Source organism: Cellulomonas sp. P1_C4 (assembly GCF_056406355.1).
In genome coordinates this window covers 91,062-112,329 of the sequence record NZ_JBFUAI010000006.1, presented here as the reverse complement: position 1 = coordinate 112,329, position 21,268 = coordinate 91,062, and the positions used below count along the sequence as shown (strand labels likewise).

Annotated in this window: 17 protein-coding genes; 8 read left to right on the top strand and 9 right to left on the bottom strand. The window is 71.6% G+C overall.

Annotated elements, in window-relative coordinates:
* Nucleotides 1–56 precede the first annotated feature (56 nt).
* Complete coding sequence (locus AC1DYZ_RS06175; protein WP_456824478.1) at nt 57–269, top strand: dodecin family protein; 213 nt, start codon at nt 57–59, stop codon at nt 267–269.
* Here the strand turns inward: AC1DYZ_RS06175 and AC1DYZ_RS06170 are convergent.
* Nucleotides 250–957: a DUF6766 family protein gene (locus tag AC1DYZ_RS06170; RefSeq protein WP_477064322.1), complete on the bottom strand. Its 708-nt coding sequence runs from the start codon at nt 955–957 to the stop codon at nt 250–252. The genes AC1DYZ_RS06175 and AC1DYZ_RS06170 overlap by 20 nt on opposite strands.
* A gap of 536 nt (nt 958–1,493) precedes the next feature.
* Between AC1DYZ_RS06170 and AC1DYZ_RS06165 the strand changes: the two genes are divergently transcribed.
* From AC1DYZ_RS06165 to yidD, 5 genes are all read left to right on the top strand, one after another.
* Nucleotides 1,494–2,042 (top strand): SipW-dependent-type signal peptide-containing protein, encoded by a 549-nt coding sequence (locus AC1DYZ_RS06165; RefSeq protein WP_477064321.1) that lies wholly within the window; start codon nt 1,494–1,496, stop codon nt 2,040–2,042.
* 47 nt (nt 2,043–2,089) lie between these two features.
* Nucleotides 2,090–2,770: a hypothetical protein gene (locus AC1DYZ_RS06160; protein WP_477064320.1), complete on the top strand. Its 681-nt coding sequence runs from the start codon at nt 2,090–2,092 to the stop codon at nt 2,768–2,770.
* Nucleotides 2,767–4,158 (top strand): RCC1 domain-containing protein, encoded by a 1,392-nt coding sequence (locus AC1DYZ_RS06155; RefSeq protein WP_477064319.1) that lies wholly within the window; start codon nt 2,767–2,769, stop codon nt 4,156–4,158. Before AC1DYZ_RS06160 ends, AC1DYZ_RS06155 begins: the two co-directional genes overlap by 4 nt.
* A gap of 41 nt (nt 4,159–4,199) precedes the next feature.
* Complete coding sequence (locus AC1DYZ_RS06150) at nt 4,200–4,760, top strand: signal peptidase I (protein WP_477064318.1); 561 nt, start codon at nt 4,200–4,202, stop codon at nt 4,758–4,760.
* A gap of 127 nt (nt 4,761–4,887) precedes the next feature.
* The gene (gene yidD / locus AC1DYZ_RS06145; protein WP_477064317.1) at nt 4,888–5,166 is read left to right on the top strand and encodes a membrane protein insertion efficiency factor YidD; all 279 of its coding nucleotides are present in this window, start codon (nt 4,888–4,890) and stop codon (nt 5,164–5,166) included.
* Nucleotides 5,167–5,188: 22 nt separating this feature from the next.
* On the opposite strand, the gene AC1DYZ_RS06140 is transcribed toward yidD, so the two are convergent.
* Entirely contained in the window at nt 5,189–5,941 is a 753-nt protein-coding gene (locus AC1DYZ_RS06140) for an SDR family NAD(P)-dependent oxidoreductase (protein ID WP_477064316.1), read from the bottom strand.
* A 325-nt stretch (nt 5,942–6,266) separates the two neighbouring features.
* On the opposite strand from AC1DYZ_RS06140, the gene AC1DYZ_RS06135 reads away from it, so the two are divergent.
* Nucleotides 6,267–7,688 (top strand): peptidoglycan DD-metalloendopeptidase family protein, encoded by a 1,422-nt coding sequence (locus tag AC1DYZ_RS06135; protein WP_477064315.1) that lies wholly within the window; start codon nt 6,267–6,269, stop codon nt 7,686–7,688.
* Nucleotides 7,689–7,777: 89 nt separating this feature from the next.
* On the opposite strand, the gene AC1DYZ_RS06130 is transcribed toward AC1DYZ_RS06135, so the two are convergent.
* The 4 genes from AC1DYZ_RS06130 to AC1DYZ_RS06115 all read right to left on the bottom strand — a co-directional run bounded on the left by AC1DYZ_RS06130 (nt 7,778) and on the right by AC1DYZ_RS06115 (nt 16,286).
* On the bottom strand, nt 7,778–8,383 hold the full coding sequence (locus AC1DYZ_RS06130; protein WP_477064314.1) for a hypothetical protein: 606 nt from the start codon (nt 8,381–8,383) through the stop codon (nt 7,778–7,780).
* Nucleotides 8,384–8,560: 177 nt separating this feature from the next.
* Nucleotides 8,561–10,465 carry a glycoside hydrolase family 127 protein gene (locus tag AC1DYZ_RS06125; RefSeq protein ID WP_477064313.1) on the bottom strand — a complete coding sequence of 635 codons (1,905 nt, stop codon included), beginning with the start codon at nt 10,463–10,465 and terminating at the stop codon, nt 8,561–8,563.
* 32 nt (nt 10,466–10,497) lie between these two features.
* Entirely contained in the window at nt 10,498–12,888 is a 2,391-nt protein-coding gene (locus AC1DYZ_RS06120; RefSeq protein WP_477064312.1) for a beta-galactosidase, read from the bottom strand.
* 23 nt (nt 12,889–12,911) lie between these two features.
* Nucleotides 12,912–16,286, bottom strand: coding sequence for a DUF5107 domain-containing protein (locus AC1DYZ_RS06115; protein ID WP_477064311.1), 3,375 nt, complete (start codon nt 16,284–16,286; stop codon nt 12,912–12,914).
* A 56-nt stretch (nt 16,287–16,342) separates the two neighbouring features.
* Between AC1DYZ_RS06115 and AC1DYZ_RS06110 the strand changes: the two genes are divergently transcribed.
* On the top strand, nt 16,343–17,242 hold the full coding sequence (locus AC1DYZ_RS06110) for a helix-turn-helix domain-containing protein (protein ID WP_477064310.1): 900 nt from the start codon (nt 16,343–16,345) through the stop codon (nt 17,240–17,242).
* Between the two features lie 14 nt (nt 17,243–17,256).
* On the opposite strand, the gene AC1DYZ_RS06105 is transcribed toward AC1DYZ_RS06110, so the two are convergent.
* The 3 genes from AC1DYZ_RS06105 to AC1DYZ_RS06095 all read right to left on the bottom strand — a co-directional run bounded on the left by AC1DYZ_RS06105 (nt 17,257) and on the right by AC1DYZ_RS06095 (nt 21,217).
* Nucleotides 17,257–18,255 carry an aldose 1-epimerase family protein gene (locus AC1DYZ_RS06105; RefSeq protein ID WP_477064309.1) on the bottom strand — a complete coding sequence of 333 codons (999 nt, stop codon included), beginning with the start codon at nt 18,253–18,255 and terminating at the stop codon, nt 17,257–17,259.
* A gap of 236 nt (nt 18,256–18,491) precedes the next feature.
* The gene (locus AC1DYZ_RS06100; protein WP_477064308.1) at nt 18,492–19,511 is read right to left on the bottom strand and encodes a hydroxyacid dehydrogenase; all 1,020 of its coding nucleotides are present in this window, start codon (nt 19,509–19,511) and stop codon (nt 18,492–18,494) included.
* Nucleotides 19,508–21,217, bottom strand: coding sequence for an acyltransferase (locus tag AC1DYZ_RS06095; protein WP_477064307.1), 1,710 nt, complete (start codon nt 21,215–21,217; stop codon nt 19,508–19,510). The genes AC1DYZ_RS06100 and AC1DYZ_RS06095 overlap by 4 nt, the downstream gene beginning before the upstream one ends.
* Nucleotides 21,218–21,268 lie beyond the last annotated feature (51 nt).

The following is a 21,268-nucleotide window of genomic DNA, read 5'->3' as shown; positions in this document are numbered from 1 at the left end:
GGTGGCGCGCGGCCGCGGCCACTATGGAGTCGTCCGTTCCGGGCTACGAGAGGGCCATGACCATGAGCGTGTATCGAGTGATCGACGTCATCGGGACGAGCACGTCGTCCTGGGAGGACGCGGCCAAGGAGGCGATCAGCACGGCCGGCGGGTCGTTGCACGACCTTCGGGTGGCCGAGGTGACCAAGCAGGACGTCGTCGTCGGCGACGCCGGGGAGCTGCTCTTCCGCACGCGCATCCAGCTGTCGTTCAAGTACAAGCCCGAGTAGGCCGGGGCTCCGGGCGCTCGCATGAGCGCCCGGCCTCCGCGGTGCGGCTCCAGAAGTCGGGTAGACGCAGGTACTCGGTCCACGTGACCGGGTCCTGCAGGTCCCGCATCTGCTCCTCGCTGTAGGCCACAGCCCCGGTGATGGACTGGCTCAGCCACGACAGGAAGAAGATCGTGCCCATCACGAGGCTCAAGGACCGCGAGTAGACGCGCAGGCGCCACCCACGAACCCTCGCCCAGCCTGGGGAGTCGGGCGTCGAGAACTCGGCGACCGTCTGGTCCGTGTCGCTCTCCCGCCCCGCCTGGTCCAGCGGCTTGGACTCGGGTGACCCCCGTTGCAGGAAGAACACGGTCGCGACGATGTAGAGCAGGAACTGCAGGAACTCCGACTGCCAGTTCTCGGTGACGTCGACGGCGAACGCCGAGGTCGTCACGTACTCCCCGAGGGTGATCAGGCCGAACCCGGCGGCGAGCTGCTCCTGGTTGAAGAGCGCGACGCCGACCGGCGCCAGGAGGTCGCACGCGGCGGCACCGTCGGACCGCGCGATGGCGTCGCAGAAGTCCGCGGCTGTGGTCTCCGCCGCGGCCGACGTCGGCCTCGAAGCGCACGCCGTCGCGCACGGGGCGGCGGCAACAGCGATGGCGACGCACTGCGCCAGTCGCCTTCGCTCGGCATTGCGGGAGGTCACCGGGCCGAGCGTGGGGCGGCATCCTCGACCTGGAGCGCTCGAGAGCGCGGGAGCCCGACCAGACGACGGCCCGCTCGCCAGAGCGAGCGCGCGGTATCGCCCTCGTCGCGAAGAAACGTCGGAGACCCTGACCTTTTGCTGCCGGGACAGCGGTCTGTATCAGGATCGTGGTTGCGAGCACCATGACGTGAGATCACTTCGCAAAATGGCTGCCGAGAACGGCGTAAAAATGCGCCTGTTCGCGCTGTTTGCACCAGCGGAATCACGAACCGAACTCGCCAGCGCTAACCACCAAGCGCACGTGCGAGCGAGCGAAGCCGCCGCGAGGCTCGCCTTTCGGCAGGTCAACGACACTACCGAGGCCATCCCTGATCCTGGCGTCTCGCGAGGCACTGGTCATGGCATCTCAGATGCATGCGACTGATGAACTTCGTCCACGGGCGATCTGCGCCCTATGCCGGATTGCGAATTCAGGCTTGAATGGCGTTCATCGGCGAGCGCGATCCGTGCACGCCCAAGCAGACGGGGGAACTCGGATGGATGCGATCGCACGCAGGAAGGCAAAGATCGTCTTGGCTGCCGTGGCGGTTCTCGGCGTCGGGGCGGTCGCAACCAGCGCGCTCTGGAGCGACCAGGTGTTCTTCCAGGGCGACGTCTCGGTCGCGAAGTTCAACATCCAAGGCGCGACCTCGGAGGCGCCGACCACCTGGTTGGAGTCCGATACCTGGGACGAGACGGCGGCGGGTCTGCCAACGATCGAGCTGGCTTTCGCGGACCTTGGCCCGCTGGTGGCCGGCCAGTCGGACACGTGGCAGGGAATCATCCGCAACGACCCGACCAGCACGGTGAACGCGGACGTCTCGGCCATCACCGCGGACACGTCCCTGCTGCCTGCGGCGCTGGCCGCCGAGTTGACCGTCACGGTCGCCTACGACACGCCCGCGAACGCCACGAACGTCGCGCCGGCGGCTGAGGTCCCGTTCACGGTGACGGTGAGGCTGGCCGACGATGCCCCCACGACGTTGATGGGAGAGTCCGGCACGGTCGTGATCGAGGTTGTCGGTTCTCCCGTGACGACACCGTGAGCAGAGCGACGGACATCCCCTGACCCGGTCGAGATGATCCTCGGTCGATGACCCAAGGCTCCCGCGTGGGTCCCGGTGCCGCGCGATGGTTGCTGGTGCTGCTGCTCGCCGTGTTCGGCAGCGCCGGCATCGTCGCGCCCGCCGGCGCCGCGGCGCGGGAGACGGTCGTTCCCGGGACGGCGTCCAGCGTGGACCAGGAGGTGCTGAGCTTCACCGGTCTGCTGCCCGGCGAGACGGTCAAGCGCTACCTGGTGCTGTCCGTGGCCGAACCAGGCCCGGGCAAGGTGGTCCGGGCCGAGGTCGACGGGTCGGCGGGGCTGCTCCCGTTCGTGCTGACCGGGTTGCGGTCGTGCGACGTGGCGTGGCAGGCGGGCGAGTGTCCCTCGGGCGAGCAGACGTTGCTGCCGTTCGGGGCGGTGCCCGCCTCGCAGGGTCTAACTGTGCCGGTCGGGGCGCGGGACACGCTCTACCTCGAGGTGGCGGTGGGGGTCTCGGACGACGTCCCCCAGGGCGCGAGCGGGCAGCTGACCTATGTGGTGTCCCTGGAGGGGGCCGATGAGGTTCCTCCGTCGCCGACGGCACCGCCATCCTCGGGCGGGGCGACCCCTCCCGGGGGCTTGTCGAGCACCGGGGCCGACAGTCTGGCCCTGCTGATCGCCGCGCTGTCGTTGATCGGCCTCGGGGCCGCTGCCCGGGCAAGCGTCCGGCGACGGAGGGAGGCCACATGACGGCGCGGGCCACTCAGGCGCGGTGGCGGTGGTGCGCCGCCGTCGTGGCGCTGCTCTGCCTCGTCGCCGGCACCACGACGGCGCTCAGCGCGCTGCGCCCGACGTCCGCGGAATGGACGGACCCGGTCTACGCTCGCGGAGATGTCCTGATCGGTACGTGGTCGACGCCCGTGGACGCGGTCTCGGCGGGCGGCCACTACACGTGCCTGCGGATCGACGGCCAGGCCTGGTGCTCCGGGGAGGCCACCAGTGACGCTCCGAAGACGGGGCAGACCGGGAACATCAACACGATGACGCTCGTGCAGCCCGGCGCCCGGGGCACGACCGCGATCACGCAGCTCGACACCGGACTCAACCAAACCTGTGTCGTGGCAGGTGGGGCCGCCTACTGCTGGGGGGTCGGCGGGGGAGCGCTGGGCAACTACAACTCTGCCGCGCCGTGGGACGCACCTTCCTCGGTCGACCCCGTCGCCGTCTACGCGGGTGCCGACGACGGTTCGTTCTGGGGGTACCTCTCGCCGCTCTACCACCAGGTGGTCAGGGACGTGTTCACCGGCGAACAGGTCGGCTGCGCGGTGATGGACACCGGACGTGCCGCGTGCTGGGGCCTGTACACGTATCTCGCCAGACCCCAGCGCGGCGGCGGCGATCCCCGGCAGTGGGCGTCAGCCCCCATCCTCGTTCCGACCATCGTCGAGGACCCGGCCAGCCAGATGCCGGCGGGGACAGTCATCGAGAGCATGACCTCCGAGTTCCAGAACACGTGCGCGCTAAGCGCGATCGGCGCGCTGTACTGCTGGGGGCAGAACACCCAGGGACAGCTGGGCCCGCCGGCTGCCACGCCTGTGATGTCGCCCAGGGCTCTGCCTCGAGGTGCGAGCAGTGGAACCGGTCCGATCACCTTTGCGGCGATGGGCAGGTTCCATCTGTGCTTCCTGTCCGGTGGCGCGGCGTACTGCTCAGGCCTCCGTTCCGAAGGTGCACTGGGTGACGGATCGCAGGCCGGCACCGCCGACCAGCCGGTCGCGGTCACCGCCACCGGGGTACTCGCGGGTGTGACCCTCAGCCAGGTCGTCGCCGGCGACCACTTCTCGTGCGCGCTCTCGACCGCGGGACGAGCCTATTGCTGGGGCCGGAACTCGAACGGGCAGCTCGGCAACAACGCCACGACCAACTCCCTGGTCCCTGTCGCGGTCGACATGACCCAGCTCCCGGCCGGCGTCAGGTTCGCCGACATCGACGCCGGGACCACCCACGTGTGCGCGCGCGGCTCCGACAGGAAGGTCTACTGCTGGGGCTCCGGATTCTCGGGCGAGCAGGCCACGGGAACGAATCCGACGAGCGTGCTCCGCCCACAGATCCCCATGACGGATACGTGGACAGGATGACGCGATCAGGTCGCGCAGGCGGGGAACCACGCCACTCCCGGATGCGCCGGGCGCTGGGCGTGGCCGGGGACGCGCTGCTGACGGTGGCGGCGTTGATCGGCGTCCTCGGCCTCGTGCTGTTCGTCGGAGCGCGGACGGGCAAGGTGCAGAGCCTGGTGGTCATCTCCGGGTCGATGGTGCCGCTCTACCAGGTGGACGACGTGGTCCTCGCCCGGTCGGTGCCCGCGTCCACGCTCGAGGTCGGTGATGTCGCGAGCCTGCCGCGCGGGGACGGTGTCGTGGTCACCCACCGCGTCGTCTCGGTCGAGCCGGCACCGGCCGGAGCCCCGGGCACGATGGTGGTCCGGATGAAGGGCGATGCCAACAAGGCGGAGGACGCGCGGTCCTATGAGGTGCGGACGGCGCTGGTGCCGATGGTCACGATTCCCCGGGCCGGGCAGGTGATCCGTCTGGCGGACCAGCCGAGCGTGGCGATCCCCGGCGTCATCACCGTGCTCGCGCTGGTCGGGATCGGGCTGCTCTCGGGTTCACCGCGCAAGAACGAGGAGTCCGCCGGTGATCAGGGAGCGCTCGAGCCGCAGGGCGGCCACGGGCCCCCTTGATCAGCGCCGGCGGCCGGGCGCTTCCACGACCGGCGCAGGGGCGCGCGTCGACCGTCGCGGATTCGACGAGTTGCGCTGCCGCTACCGCCGGGCAGCAGGTTCAGAAAGGCCTACGTACTGTGACCTGATGACACCTGGTGCACGCCTGGCCGGCACGCTGATCGGGCTCTATCAGCGGCATCTCTCGCCGCGCAAGGGATGGGCGTGTGCCCACCGCGTCGCCCATGGCGGTGCGTCGTGCTCCGCCGCAGTACGGGAGATCCTCACGCGATCGGGGCTCGTCAGGGGTGCGGTCCCGACGATGGCCCGGTTCCTCGCCTGCTACCAGGCCGCGCAGCTCCTGAGCACCACGGACGTGCGCGGCGTGTGTTGCTGCGGGCCGATCCCGATCCCGTTCCGCTTCTAGCACCCTCGGTCCCGAGAATGCTTCAGGTGGCCTCGGGGTCCAGGCCGAGTGCGGCGCGCCCGCCGTCGACGGGGAGGATCGCGCCGGTCACGAACGACGCGGCGTCGGAGAGCAGGTAGGCCACGGTCGCCGCGACCTCCTCCACGCGCCCGACCCGACCGAGGGGATGGAGGCGACGCATCTCGTCCTCGACGCGGCGTGCCTGCCCGGGATCCTGCGCTGAGAGGAACGCGTCGTACCGGGCCGTCGAGATCGAGCCGAGCGCGACGGCGTTCACCCGGATCTGCCGCGCTCCGTGCTCGACGGCGGCGGCGCGGGTGAGACCTTCGATCGCCGCCTTCGCGGTCGCGTAGGGCAGCGATCCGCGCACGGGCCGCTGCGCCTGGTGGGACGACACGTTGACCACGGAGCCCGGACCGCGGAACCGCCTTGCTGCCACGGCCGTGCCGACGAGTGCGGGCGCGAGGTTCGCCATGACGAGCGCGAGCAGCTCGTCGGGACCGGCGTCGGAGTCGGGATCGCGGAAGATGGCGGCGTTGTTCACCCACCCCGTGAGCGTCCCGAGGCGCTCGGCCGCGTCGGCCGCGGCCTCAGCGACCCTGGGGTCACCGGCGCTGCCCACGACCGCCGTGAGGGGCAGATCGACCGGCAGCCATGACACCGCGTCGGGGTCGACCTCGAGGACGACGACCGCCTCACCGTGGGCGAGCAGGCGCTCTACGACGGCCCGCCMGACACCGCGGCCCCCGCCGGTCACGACAGTTGCGCGTTCCATGGACCCATCCCAGCACCGGCGAGCAGACCAGCGCGCGACGAGATCCGAGTGATCGCGACCGGCAGGAGCAGCGTGAGCTGCCGTGGGCACCGGGCTCGCCACCGCGGCCACGGGCGTCCGGTTCATGCCCGTTTCGGTGCCAGCGGTCGACCGGTCGTCCGGTTCAGCGGGCGCGGTCGCGTGTCACGACCGCCCCGGACGGCGACGCGCACGTAGCCTGCGGGCGGCCGCGCGTACCCTCCCACCCCCGATCCCGGCCACCACGTACATGTCGACGGACTCTCGCGGTACACGGGCCCGGCTCCGGCCGTCGCCCTCGTCAGCCGTGTCCACCCGTCGCCTGCGTCGCCGGGTGGGCGCTGTTCTCGTCGCCGCGGCGATAGCGCTGATGGGCACCGGAGTGGCGAGCTACGCCGACAGCATCGACGACCGCCGCGCCGAGACGGAGCGCCGCAGCAACGAGGCCGACCGACGCGCCGAGGAGCTGCAGTCCTCCATCGAGGGTCTCAGCACGGAGCTGAGCCAGGCCGCCCAGGACCTCCAGGTCACTCAGGCGCGCCTGCCCGCGGCGCAGGCCGAGCTCGACGACGCCCGCGCTGCTCTGGAGGCCACCCAGCGCGAGGCGGCGATCGTCGCCAGCCGGCTCCAGGACGCGACCGACCTGCGAGGCAGCCTCACCGCGACGATGACCACCGGTCGTGCCGACGAGAAGAAGCTCCGGGCCGCCGTGGGAGTCATGGCGCGGGAGGCCTACCGGGGTGCACCGGGCGTGTCCGCCCTGGACGTGATGCTCGACGCCCACGACGCCACGGAGTTCCTCGACCACGCTCAGCTCGTCGACACGGCCCTCCGCAGCCAGTCGCGCATCCTGGACGAACTGCGCGAGGTCGGCGCCACCAACCGCAACAGCGAGGCGCGCCTGAGCGCCGTCACCGACCGCGTCGCCGAGCTCAAGCAGCAGGCCGAAGCCAACGTCGTCGCGGCCGACGAGGCCCGGAGGGTCGCCCAGTCGCGCGAGGAAGAGATCACCCGACTCATTGCTGAGCAGAGCGCCAGGCAGGACGCGATCGCCTCGCTCAAGGCACAGGCCGAGGCCGAGGCGGCCGAGATCGACGCCGAACGAGCGACCATCGAGCGCGAGCTCGTCGCGATCATCGCCGAGCAACGAGCTGCCCGCGAGGCCGCGGAGGCGGCAGCTCGGGCGGCCGAAGCGGCTGCGCGTGCGGCAGCCGAAGCCGCAGCGCGTGCTGCCGCGGAGGCGGCCGGTCGGGAGCCACCACCCCCACCAGCTCCGCCCCCGCCGGCCCCTGTGCAACCCCCGTCGGGATCGGTGTCTCGAGCGCTGTTCGCCAACCCGACCTCGATCAACCCGATGTACGTGACCTCGGAGTACGGCATGCGGATGCACCCGATCCTGGGCTACGTCCGCCTGCACGCCGGCATCGACCTGCGCACCGGGTGCAACACGCCCCTGTACGCACCGCGCGACGCGACTGTGCTCTGGTCGCAGTGGCGCAACGGCTTCGGCAACCAGGTCATGCTCGACTACGGGACGGTCGACGGAAACTCTCTGATGAGCAGCTCCAACCACCTGACCCGCTCGATCGTGAGGGCGGGACAGGGCGTCGCCAAGGGGCAGCTCATCGGCTACTCGGGCAACACGGGCCTGTCCGGTGCCTGCCACCTGCACTTCGAGGTCTACGTGAACGGCTCGACAGTGAACCCGCGGCCACTGCTCGGCCGCTGAGCTGCAACCGCCCCGATCCGTCCCTCCACGTCGAGCCCCGCGCGCGCCTTCGTCGCGACAGGGCAGGAGGTCCCTCCAGCGTCGGCGATCTAGCGCGGGGAACATCCCACGGCGGTCACTGGTCCGGCGGTGTGCACCTCGACGCACACCCCGTCGACGCGGCTGGGCACCTCGACGCCCGCATCGGCGACCTCGACCCTCAGCACGTACCCGTCCCCCGACCGCGCCAGTCCCACGCCGGACACCCCGGCTCGACCCGCGAGCGCTGCCTGAAGCCGGCGGTGCGCCTGCCGCACGGCCTCGAGGTCGGGCCGTCCGCTGTGGGTGCCGGGATGACTCGACTCGGTGCGTTCCGTCGCCGTCGGGAATGCGGCCAGTCGGGCGTCCACGAGCACGCTCCCGCCGGCGCGGCGAACCTGGAGGTGGGAGACGCCGTGGTCGACCAGGGATCGCAGCTGGCTCAAGACCGCGCCGCTCAGCGGCGAAGCGACGTCGAGCGTCATCTCCACGGTGCCGAGCCCTTGCGCCGAGGCGTCCAGTACCGCCTGCCGGACCAGTCGGGCACCGGCGTGGGCGGCGTGCAGCCCTTCCTGCGTGCGGACCTCCATCCGTCCGCGCAGCCCGTCGTCGCACCGCGTCGCCACCGAGGCGCCACGAGCCGAGAGCTCCGTACAGCCAGCTACGTCGATGACCATGGGCTGGGCCTCCTCACCGTGTCCGCACTCGACCGCCCTACCTCCTAGTCCACCGGTCCCCACCGGCCCGGGCCAGGGTCGAAAGTCCCCGGAACCGGACATGAAAGCGCCAGCGACGACGGGCAGGTGACGATCTCCAGGACCGTCCCCGGGCCCGCGCCCGACCGTCGGTCGCGCCTAGTCCCGTGCCAGGAGGCTGACGTAGACCGCGTACCGGGCGCCGAAGAGGCTGTAGTACGGCTCGAGGATGCGGTGCTCCCAGTGTTCGTCGGTCTCCCGAAGGGCGAACCGCATCGTCGTCAGTCCGTTGCCGTTCGGACCGTCGCTCACGCGCACGACGTGGGCGGACGCCTCGGCCTTCCACGCTTCCGGGTCCGCGACCAAGACGTCGGCATCGAGTCCGACCGCGGTGCTGAGGCGCACCAGCACGCCCGCCTCATAGGTCGCGTCGACCTGCTCGCGGCTCAGCTCGGCAGCGAGCAGCACCGGGCCGTAGCGGAAGGCGACCCAGTTCGGGTCCTCGGTCCCGTCGACGACCTCGATCCGGGCACTCAGGCGGTAGTCGATGACGTCTCCAGCGGTGACGGGAACGACGAGCCAGCCGCCCGCCACGATGGGAGCAACGTTCCCGTTCACGGTGAGGCCCGGAGCCCCCGTCGCCCAGCTGGGGACGCGGAGACGGAGCAGTCCCTCGGCGGCCTCCCGACCGTCGATCGCGTCGACGGTGAACGTGACCTTGTCGCTTTCCGGCACGCGCGCGTGCTGGGTGATCCGGAGGTTGTGCTCCGGGTCGACGACGACCGACGACCGGAACTGGGAGACCCACAACCCGTCGGCGTCGGCGAAGTAGATCGAGTCGCCGAGCTTGGTGAAGCTCTCCAGCGCCGTGCCCTGGTCGCACCAGAACTCGTCGAGCTCCGCGCCGAAGACCTTGGCGTATCCGGCCGCCATCGGCTGGAAATACGTCACCATCCCGGTCTGCGGGTTCTGGGAGGCGAGGATCGTGTTGATGAGCGTCGACTCGTAGAAATCGGCGTAGCGCACGTCGCCGGTCAGCTTGAAGAGCTCGCGCGTGAGCTTGAGCAGGTTGTACTCGTTGCAGCCCTCGCTCGTGGAGTTCTCGCCGTATCCCTGCGTCTCGCCGTTCGTCGCGAAGGCATGCAGGGTCCCGGGCTGGTGGAAGTGCTCCGCCTGGCTGTTGCCGCCGTTCGCGTACGTGTGGTGCTCCGTGACGATCGACCAGAAGTTCTCCGCCGCGGCGCGGTAGGCACCTTCGTCGGCGCTGTGCGCATCGGTGAGCACGGTGTAGCGCTTGAGGGCGCCGATGAGCTTCGGGATCGTCGTGTTGGCGTGCAGACCGTCGAGCACGTCCTCGTTCGCGGCCAGATGCTCGAACAGCGTCGTCTCGTCGAAGAACTCGGCGGCACGGCGATGAACCGGGTCGCCGGTGATGGCGTAGAGGTCGTAGAGGGCATCGTTCATGCCGCCGTACTCGGTCGCGAGAATGGCGGCGGGATCGTCCTGACGCCCCGCCCACGCGGCGATCCAGCTCCCGAATCGTGCGGCGACGTCGAGCGCCACGGCCGACAGCGCCGGTGGCGCGTACCGGTGTGCGTGAAGCAGCCCGGCGAGGACCTTGTGCAGGTTGTAGAACGGCACGATCAGGTCGTCGGCGCCCGCCGGCAGGACGTCGACCGAGAAGGCAGAGACGTACCCGGCGTCGACCGGATGCGTGGCGGCGTACGCCGCCTGGCACGCGCGGAGGCCGTGCACCGCGCTCTCGAGGCGAGCAAGCAACGACGCTGCGAGCTCGCCCGTGCTCGAGGCGTAGGCCTGCGCGAGACCAGAGATGTAGTGGCCGAAGAAGTGGCCCTGGAAGCGGGGGCCGGTCGCTCCTTCCCAGCCGCCGTAGCCCTCGGTCGTCGTCGGCGCGATCCCCGCGACGACGTAGAAGCCGTGCAGGAACCGCTCGGGCTCGAGCCGCAGGAGGTAGTCGACCGTGCGCGCGAACGCGTTGGCCCCGTACTCGTCGAGGATCTCGACGTTCTCCAGGGGAACGTCGCGGAGTGTCCCGGAACTCATCTGCCTCCTGTCTAGAACAGGTCGCTGGTTCGTCACCGCTCGCGCACCGCGAGACGGATGCGGCCGACGCTGACCACATCCACTGCAGCGACGTGCAGCCCGTCAGGGACGTCCCGCACGGCCGGGTCGACCCAGACTCCGGTGCTGCGCTTCCAGGGCAAGAGCTCGAACCGCACGCCGTGACGAGCGATCGCGGCTGCCCACGGCGTCAGGTCGACGTCCCAGTCCCGACCGTGCCAGAAGTGGTCGCTGATCAGCTCGTCGCCCACGTACGCACGACCGACGTCGCCGGTCCACCGCATCCGGAGCAGCGTGCGGTCGGCGCCGCCGATGTGGTCGGGGGTGACCTCGACCTGCACGAGGGCGGCGCCGGAGAAGTCCGTCGGCGCGCTGAGCCGGTTCAGCGGACCACCGCGCTCGGGACGTGGCACCGACGTCGCGTCGGGGTGGAGCCCGGAGATGAGGGTGTGACGGCCCGCGTGCTCGGCGCGCATCGGCCACGTCCGCCAGGGGCCGTCGTCGAACGGTTCGCTCAGCTCGGCGCCCTCGGCCTGGAGCGAGCGGGGCGCAGGGAGCACGGAAACGCTGACGTGCKGGCTCTCGGTCTGGACGACGAGCTCGCCGTCCAGCGCGTAGACGGGTGCTGTCGAGAGCACCAGACGCTCCCGGCCGTCGACCTCGAGCAGGTACAGCCGGCCGATGCTCTCCTGGTCGAGGACGATGATCCGCGCATCCGTCAGCTCGACGATGCAGGTCGGGCCGGCGGGTGCCGACAGCGAGACGACCGTCGCACCGTCGCGGTGGACGGCGACACCCGCTCCGCCGACCTCGTGGTGGCCGTCCAGCACGAGCTCGACGGGGATGCCGTCGTAGGCGCCCAGTACGACGACCTCGCGGTCATCGACGGTCACGCGAGCGAGCACCCGGGCGGTCGCACTCCGAAGGCTGACCCCCGGCGCGAGCGGGTAGCGAAGTGGCCACACCAGCGAGACGCCGGCGGGGATCGTGAGCGGCTGCGTCGGGACGGTGACGTCTCCGTCGTCGAGAGTCACGGTGAACTGCACGTCGTGCTGCGCCGGCAGGGCCGCCTTCGCGGGCTGGTACGTCGACGCGAACAGGTAGCCGCTGCGACCGTCGGACCGCACGGCCCACCGCAGGACCTCCGGGTCAGCGCTGCCGCCGCCGACCGTCGTGGCCATGGCCGCGATGCGGTGCCCGTCCTGCTGGAGCCACAGGTGCTGGGCCCGCAGGTAGTGGTGGTGGGGGCGGATCTGACCGTGCTCGCCGATCGGGGCTGCGAAGTCGTAGGTCACCCGTGGCACGTCGTTGGGGTAGCCGGTCGCGTGCGACTCCTGCTCCGACCCGTGCGGGCCGGTCCGCTGCGTCCCGCCGGCGTACATGTAGTAGCCCTGCCAGATCGATCCGCTGCCGACCTTCGCGAGGGCGAGTGCGGCAACGTCGGCAGGCGCCACGATCGGCCGGCGGTGGTACGCCACGTGCATCCCGCCACCGAGCTCGCACGTCGCGAACGGCACTGCGTCGTCGTCCTTGAGCGGCACGGCACGCGGGTCGAGGGTGATGCCGTCGAGCGCCTCGCGCAGGTCGGCCCCGACGGACAGGTCGTCGCGGACGGGGCTGTAGCGGAAGTGGAACGCGGAGAACTCTGGCCACTCGGTCAGCTCGTCGTCCCAGAAGCCGTCCGAGTACGCGCTGTACACGGGCAGGAGCGACTCGGGAACCTCCGCGCCGCCCCAGCCCGTGGCCGTCCAGATCGGGACGTGGAGCCCGAGCTCTTGGGCGAGCTCGCGCAAGTGGGCCAGGTGCTGCGGCTGGTCGTAGAGCTCGTTCTCGATCTGGGCGCCGATCACCGGCCCTCCGTCCGCGTGCGACAGGCCCACGAGCTGCGAGATCGTCTCGGCATAGAAGGCGCGCACCAGCTCGAGGTACTCGGGGTCGTTGGTGCGGGTGTGGAGCTTCCGCTCGACGAGCCAGTCCGGGAAGCCGCCGTACCGTGCTTCGCCGTGGGCCCACGGGCCCAGCCGCACGACGACGTCGAGGCCGTGCGTCGCCGCCTCCTCGATGAATGCGCGCAGTTCGAGCTGCCCGTCCCAGCGGAACTGTCCAGGCTCGGGCTCGTGCGCCTGCCAGAAGACATACGTCGCGACGGACGTCAGGCCGCCCGCCCGAGCGTGGCCGAGGACGTCACGCCAACGGTCGCGTGGGATCCGCGAGTAGTGGATCTCGCCCGTGATGGGGAACCACGGGTTGCCCCCGCGCTCGATCCACGCGCTGGTCACCTCGATCCGGTCGTCGCCTCTCGGGGACTCGCCCACGTCGAGGTGGCCTCGGCGCGGGGCCGCCGGCGGGGTGACGGTGAGGTGGTGCGGTGCGGCGAGCGTGGTCGGGCGAGCGTCGTTGGTCATGTCTCTCCTGGAAGCGGACGCCGTCACCGGCGAAGCGCGGGCTCGGCGGCGATGGCGCGGGCGAAGGGGTTGAGCGGATCGTCGGAGAGGACCTCGTGGGCGACCGCAACCGCCTCGGGTTCGCGCCCGTCGAGGACGGCCAGCTGGGCGACGAGGACCCGCACGCGTTGGTCGTGGGCGTGCTGGATGTCGTGGGTGAACAAGAGGGTCGTCGGCAGCGAGGTCGCGAAGTAGTCGATCACCGCACGGACCCCCGCCTGCTCGGTGACGTAGGCCGCGAGGCCGTCGCGGAGCAGCGATGCGTCCTCGAGTCGGCCGAGCCTCCGCAGGGCCGTAATGGCCGCGGCCGTCCGCTCGGAGTAGAGCTGGACCTGCATCCCCTGGAAGTCGCCCTGCTGAGCGGCAGCACGCTCCCACTCGCGTCGTGCAGCGTCAGTCTCACCGGCCGCGTCGAGGGCGTCGCCGAGGACGAGGTGCAGGTCGGCGGTGTTGGCCAGCGCGTGCCGGGCTTCTCCCAGGGTGGCGACGGGACGAAGCGCCGCGGTCGCATGCTCGACGGCAGTGGCGGCGTCTCCTGCGGCGAGGCTGAGGCGTGCCACGCTGAGGTGCGCCTCCTCCCAGGCCGCCAGGACACGGCCCTCGCCGCCCTCCCACGGCTGGAACGGACGGTCGAGGAGCACCTCCAGTGCCTCGGGTGCCCGACCCTCGGCCGTGAACAGCTCGGCGAGCTGCACCGAGAGGTCGTCGCGCGCGTGCACGAGGTCGCGCCGCTCGAGCAGGGTCGCGATCCGCTGCGCCGGATCGACTCCCCGACGTCCGGCGAGCTGGTCCGCTTCGAAGAGGAGCCGCTCGTCGTCGGGGGCGAGAAGGCGCGCGCGCTCGTAGAACGAGGCGGCGAGCGCCGGCTCGGCGAGGACGTTGTGGGCGGCGATGCCGAGGTTGCGGAGCACGACCGGGCTGGCCGGTTCGTGGGCAGCGGCAACCTCCCACGCGCGGATCGCCTCGTCGCGGCGACCGGCGGCGTAGAGCCAGTGCCCCTGGAGCTCAGCGAGCATGTCGTCGTCGGGCAGCGCGCCACGCAACCGCGCGAGCACGTCGTTGTCGTGCGCCGACGGGAAGCACCACGTGCGGTCCAGGACGCGCGCCCGGGACAGGGTCGCGATGGCCGCTGCCCTGTTGCCCCGCCTCAGCTCGAGGTCGGCGCGGTACAGCAGCGCGAGCGGTGCGACGTTGGTCTGACCTGGCGTGAGCGGCAGGCGCGCGGTGCGTTCGAGCGCATCGATCGCCGCGTCGTGATCGCCGATGCTGAGGTACTCCCGAGCGACGTCGAGGGCGATCGTCGGGTCCGGCGTGGTCGTGGTGGCCGCGCCCAGTCGGGCCGCCAGGTCTCGCGCCCACGCGTCCAGGGGGTTGGTCGCGAGCGTTCCTCGGAGCAGCTCGAGGGCGCCCTCCGTGTTGCCCGTGCGATGGGTCGCGACGGCCGCGAGGTTGCGGGCCTGGGCGTGCAGCGGGCTCCGCCGGACCAGTGGGAGCAGGTCGGTCAACGCCTGCCGGTCACGGCCCTCCGCGAGGTCGAGGCGGGCCGATGCCACGGTGGCCGCGTCGAGCCAGGTGCGGTCCCACAGGGCGACACCGAACGCCCGCCGAGCGTCGGCAGCACGGCCCTGACGGGCCAGGACGACGCCGAGGCGGTAGTGCGCCTCGCAGTCGCGGGGGTTCGGGTTGCGTCGGGTGACGCGATCCACCGCGGCGCGCAGGTGCCGCTCTGCGTCGTCGAGGCGCCCGTCGTGCTGACGGCGGGCCGCCATCGCCACGTGCGAGCGTGAGTCGCCCGGGTCCCGTCGCAGCGCCTCGGCCCAGTAGGGCTCGGGCGAGCGCGTCGCGTGCCGATACTGCGCGAGGTGGACGCCGGTCAGGTACAGCTCGTCGACCGAGTCGATCTGGGAGGGCCCCGGAGGCTCGGTCGCCTCCTGGGCCAGTGCGGTCTCCTCGGCGGGGCGCGGGCTCCAGGTCACGAGCTGGTCTCCGTCGTGCTCCACGACCAGCTCGCACTCGGTCGGGGCGATGGCGCCGTCGACGGTGAGCTCGCGCACGAACGGAGCGCCCGGTGCGATGTCGACCCGTTCGTCCAGAACCACCGTCGACCCCGCACGCACGACGACCCGGCTTCCGGGGCGTGCCGACGTGACGGCGACGGCCGCGCGAATCGTCGTGCGGTCGTCGACCACGGTGACGTCGAGCCGCACCGCAGCCTCGCGGGTGGCCTGGTGGACCGGGCCGGTGTCCTGGATCGGGTACCAGAACTGGCTGAACGTCCTCGTCTCGCCCGGCTTGAGGAAGGCGAAGTCGGGCTGGTTGTCGGTGAAGACGCCGGCCATGAGCTCGACGTAGGGCCCGTTGGTGTCGGTGAGCTGCGCGTCCCAGGCCCAGCCGAACTGGTCGTTGCCCCAGGTCCACTGCTTCTTGCCCGGGGCTGTCCGGTGATCCGCCCAGTGCACGAACCCGGCCCCGACGCCGTGGTCGTAGCCGCCGAAGAAGTCGTCCTGAGTGCCGAGGCACATGTACGACGTCGGCACGGGAATGTTCCGGTACCAGTCGAGCCGGTCGCCGTCCGGCCTCTCCGGCGTCCGACGCGCCGGGTAGTCGACGCCGTAGTAGTGGCCGCGCGACGCAGGGAACGTCGTGATCGCACGCTTGGCGTGATCGGCGACGACGTGCACGTCGGTGGGGAAGTACGACTGGTAGCTGTCGTTGACCGCGGCCGCGACGTTGGCCCACCACAGGAACGTCTGCACGTCGTCGGTGCGGTTCACGAGGTGCCCGCGCACCTCGATCAGCGCGCTGCCCGGGCGCAGACGGATCCCGTGCATGCCTTGCATGCGGGCGAACGGGTCGTGGTCGGAGCACCACACGGTCACCGAGCCGTCGGGCTCCTCCTCGATCGTCACCTCGCACGGGAGGTACGTCGCGGGACGGTGGTGCTGGGGCCAGTTGAACTCGACGCCCCCGGAGATCCACGGACCGGCGAGGCCGACGAGAGCGGGTTTGATCACGTCGTTGCGGTAGAAGAAGTCGTACCCGCGGGTCTTGTCGAGACCGACGTGGATCCGCCCGCCGAGCTCCGGCAGGATCATCAGGCGCACGTACTCGTTCTCGAGGTGGATGGCGTCCCACAGGCGCGGCGTCTTGGTCCGGGCGACGCTCTCGATGAACGGCAGCGGGTACACGGCGCCCGACGAGCCCTGGTAGACGCGCTGGTCGAGGTACGCGGGGTAGCGGTCGGGGGAGCCGGGCTCATACGTGTCGATGGATACGCCGGCACGCCATGCGCGAACGGATCGGTCGGACAACGCGGGGGGTGTGTCCGGGAGGGCGAGCCTGGACTCTTCGCTGAGCATGACATGAACATACCGGCGGTTGACATGGTGAGCCGATACACGATCCACTGAGCGATATGGACGAAGCGCCGACACCGACCGGCGACTTCGTCCACGAGGGCTTCACCGGCCAGCGCATGCTCGTCGTCCCGCGGCCTGCTGTCGAACGCGCACTGACGCTGCCCGTCAGCAGCAAACTGTTCGTCACGGACGCGGGATTCTTCCCGCACGCGTCCAGGCATGGGCGATCCCGTGCCAACGGCGCCGCCGAGAGCGTCCTGCTGGTGTGCACCGGCGGCGCCGGGTGGTGCCGGACGCCCGAGGGCTCGTTCGTGATCGACCGTGGCGACGCGGTCGTGCTGCCTGCCAGACGCCCGCACGCGTACGGGGCCTCGGACGCCGACCCGTGGACGCTGTGGTGGCTCCACGTCACGGGTGCGGACGCGGTCGACCTGGTCGACACCGCATACGCAGCGGCGGGTGGTCCCGTCACGCACCTGCGCGACGCGGCGCCGATCGCCAGCCTCGTCTCCCAGGTCATCGACGCGCTGGACGCCGGCATGACCTCGACCGCGTTCGTCCGAGCCGCGGGTCCCGCGTGGCACGCCCTCGCCCTCGTCGCGGCGACCGGCCGACGCAGCCCCGGGCCAGGGCTCAGCCCGGTCGAGCGCGCCGTCGAGCACCTCCGTGCGACGTCCCCCCGCCGCACCTCGACCGACGTGCTCGCCGGCATGGTCGGGTTGAGCCCTTCCCAGCTCAACGCGCTGTTCCGCCGGCAGCTCGGCGCGTCGCCGCTCGAGTACCAGACACAGCTGCGCATGGCGCGGGCACGCGAGCTGCTCGACAGCACCACGATGTCGATCGCCGCTCTCGCGCGACGTGCGGGCTACGACGACCCCCTCTACTTCTCCCGCCAGTTCACGCGGGTCCACGGGTTGTCGCCGCGGGCATACCGGGAACGCCCGACCGGGTCGTGAGCCGGGGCCGGAGGTCAGCGTCCGGGGTGGCCCGCGACGATCGAGGTGGGCAGCCACATTGCCGTGATACCCCAGGCGAGGCGCCATTCGGCGCCGGGCGAGAGCCAGCGCAGCCCGGTGCCGGAGTTGAGGGCGTCGCCGGGGGCCGACATCGGTTCCACGGCCAACGCGCGACGCGTCCCGGCTGGATCGGGGTACGCCGGGCAGGTGTAGATCTGCGCGTAGCCGAAGTCGTGGTCCACCCATACGTCGAGGACGCGCCCGTCCGGCGCCGCGACCGAGACCGCGCGTCGTGCGGGTCCTGCGCCCTCGGTGAGTGCGAAGCACGTGTTGAGCTCGGCATCCCCGATCCGCCGGGCCGTCCGCCAGTCCAGCGCGGTCCCGTCGACTCGGGCGGGAGCGCCGGGTATGAGTTGTGCGTCCACGGGCAGAGAGACGTCCGCCGGGACGCGCAGCGTGAGGTCCTCGACGGGCACGTCCCCGATGCGCACGTACGGGTGAGCGCCCAGCGCGACCGGTGCGGGCTCGGCCGAGCCGTTCGACACGAGCGAGTCGACCGTGATCCCGCTGTCGGTCAACCGATACGTGATCTGGAGGGTGACCGTGAACGGGTAGCCGGGCTCACGGTCGACCGTGGCGCAGATCGTCACGTGGTCCGCGCCCTGGTCGACCACGGTGAAGCGCTTGTCGCGGACCAGACCGTGGTTCGCGTTCCCGAGCTCGGCCTCGTTCACGACCAGCTGCTGCTCCACGCCACGGTGGACCCATCGCGCACCCCGCACCCGGTTGGGCCAGGGGAAGAGGACGGCGCCCGCGGCGAAGGGCGCCGCGGCTCCGTCCGCGTAGGTCTCCACGAGTGGGACGTCGTCGGCGACGAGTGCCCGCAGGCCGCCACCGAGCAGATCGATCTGTGCGGTCGTTCGCGTGCCCGCGGACGACCGCACGAGGGACACGGCGCCGGTCGCCGAGCGGGAGGTCTCGGACGGCGGGGGACTCGCGACGCTGCGTGGCACGCGCCGACTGTAGCCACGCCCGTCACGGTGACCTAGAGCCGTCTGCCGCGGGTGCATGGACGAAGCGATGGTCGTGGGACTACCCGCGCCGTGATGCGCGGTCGCCCGTACCGGCATGCGCTCCGACGAACGGGCCGCGCGGCTGCAGCGCACGGGGTCGCCATGACCGCGACTCCGGCGCAGGACGCCGGACTTCGCCGCACGGGCTGGACCCGCGGTCGCGGTGGCAGGACGCATCAGGCGATGCGTGCGAGGTCCTCGACGCGAAGGCGGCGTGCGAGCGGCCGACCGTCGACGAGGCGCTCCAGCTCGTCGAGGGCCCCGTCCGTCATGGCCAACGTCTCGGAGCCCAGTGATCCCGCGACGTGCGGCGTGAGCATGACGTTGGGCAGGTCGTAGAGGGGGCTCGACGCGGGCAGGGGTTCGGGGTCGGTGACGTCGAGGATCGCGTGCAGCCGACCGGCCACGCATTCGGCCTCGAGCGCGCCCGTGTCCACCAAGGACCCGCGCGCGGTGTTGATGAGCGTCGCACCGTCGGGCAGGGCGGCCAGCTGGGGTGCCCCGATCAGGTGGTGCGTCTCGGGCAGCTCCGGGGCGTGGATCGACAGGATGTCCAGGCGGGGGAGCGCCTCGGCGAGACCGACGAGCTGCGCACCGGCGTCGGCGACCTCGTCGTGGTCGGCGTACGGGTCGACCACCAGGCACGTGACGTCCGGGAGCCGGTCCACGGCCAGCCGGACGACGCGTCGACCGATCCGGGAGAACCCGACGATGCCGATGGTCCGGCCGGTGTTGCTCAGCGGGCCGCGGCCCGTCCTGTACGACCAGTCCTGTCGGTACCGGCGGGCGTCGGCGGCGAGGAATGGTGCCTTCTTGCCCGCCATCACCATCGCTGCCATCGTGAACTCCGCGACGGGTTCGGCGTTGAGGTCGGCGCTGCTGGAGACCAGGACGCCGCGGTCCCACACCGCCGGGGCGACGATGCCGCGCACGGTTCCGGCGCAATGCAGCACGGCGCGCAGGGAGGTCAGGCGGGACAGCTCGGCGTCACCGATGAGCGGGGCGCCCCAGCCAGTCAGCAGGACCTCGACCGCGGCCAGCCGGTCGGCGGCGGCGGGATCGTCGAGGGAGCCGGCCCACGTCACCTGCCCATCGCGCGACAGTCGGCCGAGTCGCGCGCGGCGGCGGTCGTCGAACTGCAGCTCCCAGGCATCACGGGCCATCACGACGAGCGTCGTCGGCAGCTCGCGCGTCACCGGGACCACCGCCGCAGGTCCGCGAGGTCGAGCGCAGGCTCGGGTCGGTGCACGCCTCGCGGGCGATAGCCCAGCTGGTCCGGGACACCGACGAGGTCGGCCAGCAGCCAGATGATGGCCAGCCACATCTCCGTGCCCTGCAGCCCGGGTGTGGTCGCGGTGGTGCCGACGGTGGTCGGGTGCGGGGCTTGGAAGCCGAACCCCGCGTCAGCGGTCCAGTACCGCAGGGCATCGCGGAGCAGCTGCTCGGCCCGGCGGACGACCTCCTCGGAGCGATGGCCGGACGCGCGCGTGAGCCAGAGCGGGTGCGCCACGTCGAGGACGTTGCAGGCCGTCTGTCGTTCCGGCCGGAAGAAGCGCACGTCCCGCAGGTGCGTCAGGACGGTGTCGATGACGGCCTCGGGGTGGGGGACGGGCACCCCGAGCTGCGCGAACGTGCCGCGGGAGGCGCGGTAGTAGCCGTTGACCATCTGCAGCAGGCCCTCGGTCGCGGTCGGGCGCCCCCACATCCCGGTCTGCGGGTCGACGTGCAGAAGGAGCCAGCCCAGCACGGCGTCGACCGCGCCGGGCTGCGACTCCGCCCCGCGCCTCAGGTTCCAGAGCTGCGCGGTGCCGAGCACGTCGACCCAGTGCCCCGCGGCCCACGCCTGGTCACGCCACGGCAGGGCGTCGAGCTCGGTGACCAGCTCGGCCGCCGTCGCCTCCGCCACGACCTCGACCGGGTGGTCGAACCGTTCGCCGAGCAGGTCGAGCGCGTAGCCGACGCAGAGGACGTGGTAGCTCCCGCTGTCGTCGAACCGCTCGTGCCGCACCGGCGCCACCCCGCCCCCGGGCAGCAGCTCACCGACCATGCCGGTCGACGGGTCCTGCCAGGACCGCAGCCGCTCCGCCTGCTCGTCCCCGGGCAGCTGCGGGGGAGCGGTCCCCAGGAGCAGGTCCGCGATCTCGACGGCGTCGCACTGGGCACGGACCGTCGCCGGGGCGCCCGGCTTGTCGGAGAACAGCCGGCGCTCGTCGTCCCAGGACCGGGCGAGCACAGCCGCTGCCTGGTCGCGCGCCCGGTCGGCGAAGCTCGCGACTGCGCGCGCCAGGCTGGGGGTCTTTCCCGACGCCCCGCGCCACCGGAGCACCCGGGCAGGGTTCCCGCCCACGACCGCGCCGGCGGGGACGTCCTTGGTGACGACCGCACCCGCGGCGAGCACGGCCCGGTCGCCGATGTGCACGCCGTCGAGAACGACCACGTGGGAGCCGATCCAGACGTCGTCGCCGATCGTGATGCCGCGGGAGAGCACCGGCTGCCGGAAGACCTCGACCTCGGGGTCGTCCATCGTGTGGTTGAAACCCAGCACCGAGGAGTGCGCACCGATGCGGACTGCGTCACCCAGCACGACCTCGCCCCGCACGACCGCGTACGGGTTGACGGTGCAGTCGCGGCCGGCCCGGAGCGAGCCGCTCAGGTAGGCGCCGGCGGCCACGTAGGTGCGGTCACCCAGCTCGAGGGTGCCGTTGGTGATGGACGCCAGTTCCGAGACGAACACCCGCTCGGCGAACCGGTAGCCCCGCTCGTGCGACAACCGCGCCTGCACCTCGAGCTGCCTCTGCTGCGCCTCCGGGTCGGCGTCGTCCCAGAAGGCCCACGGGGTGTAGTCGAGCGCCGTCCGGTCGAAGGCGAGCGGCGTCGTCGGTGCTGTCGTCGGGTCGTTCATCGGTCGCTCTCGCTCTCGTCGTTCGTACGTCCCCCAGTACAGGGTGCGCGT

Excerpts from the sequence above, each read along its gene's own strand:
- AC1DYZ_RS06095 (WP_477064307.1), bottom strand. The coding sequence starts at position 21,217 with ATGAACGACCCGACGACAGCACCGACGACGCCGCTCGCCTTCGACCGG.
- yidD (WP_477064317.1), top strand. The coding sequence starts at position 4,888 with ATGACACCTGGTGCACGCCTGGCCGGCACGCTGATCGGGCTCTATCAG.
- AC1DYZ_RS06110 (WP_477064310.1), top strand. The coding sequence starts at position 16,343 with ATGGACGAAGCGCCGACACCGACCGGCGACTTCGTCCACGAGGGCTTC.
- AC1DYZ_RS06165 (WP_477064321.1), top strand. The coding sequence starts at position 1,494 with ATGGATGCGATCGCACGCAGGAAGGCAAAGATCGTCTTGGCTGCCGTG.
- AC1DYZ_RS06115 (WP_477064311.1), bottom strand. The coding sequence starts at position 16,286 with ATGCTCAGCGAAGAGTCCAGGCTCGCCCTCCCGGACACACCCCCCGCG.
- AC1DYZ_RS06175 (WP_456824478.1), top strand. The coding sequence starts at position 57 with ATGACCATGAGCGTGTATCGAGTGATCGACGTCATCGGGACGAGCACG.
- AC1DYZ_RS06130 (WP_477064314.1), bottom strand. The coding sequence starts at position 8,383 with ATGGTCATCGACGTAGCTGGCTGTACGGAGCTCTCGGCTCGTGGCGCC.
- AC1DYZ_RS06155 (WP_477064319.1), top strand. The coding sequence starts at position 2,767 with ATGACGGCGCGGGCCACTCAGGCGCGGTGGCGGTGGTGCGCCGCCGTC.
- AC1DYZ_RS06160 (WP_477064320.1), top strand. The coding sequence starts at position 2,090 with ATGACCCAAGGCTCCCGCGTGGGTCCCGGTGCCGCGCGATGGTTGCTG.
- AC1DYZ_RS06125 (WP_477064313.1), bottom strand. The coding sequence starts at position 10,465 with ATGAGTTCCGGGACACTCCGCGACGTTCCCCTGGAGAACGTCGAGATC.
- AC1DYZ_RS06150 (WP_477064318.1), top strand. The coding sequence starts at position 4,200 with ATGCGCCGGGCGCTGGGCGTGGCCGGGGACGCGCTGCTGACGGTGGCG.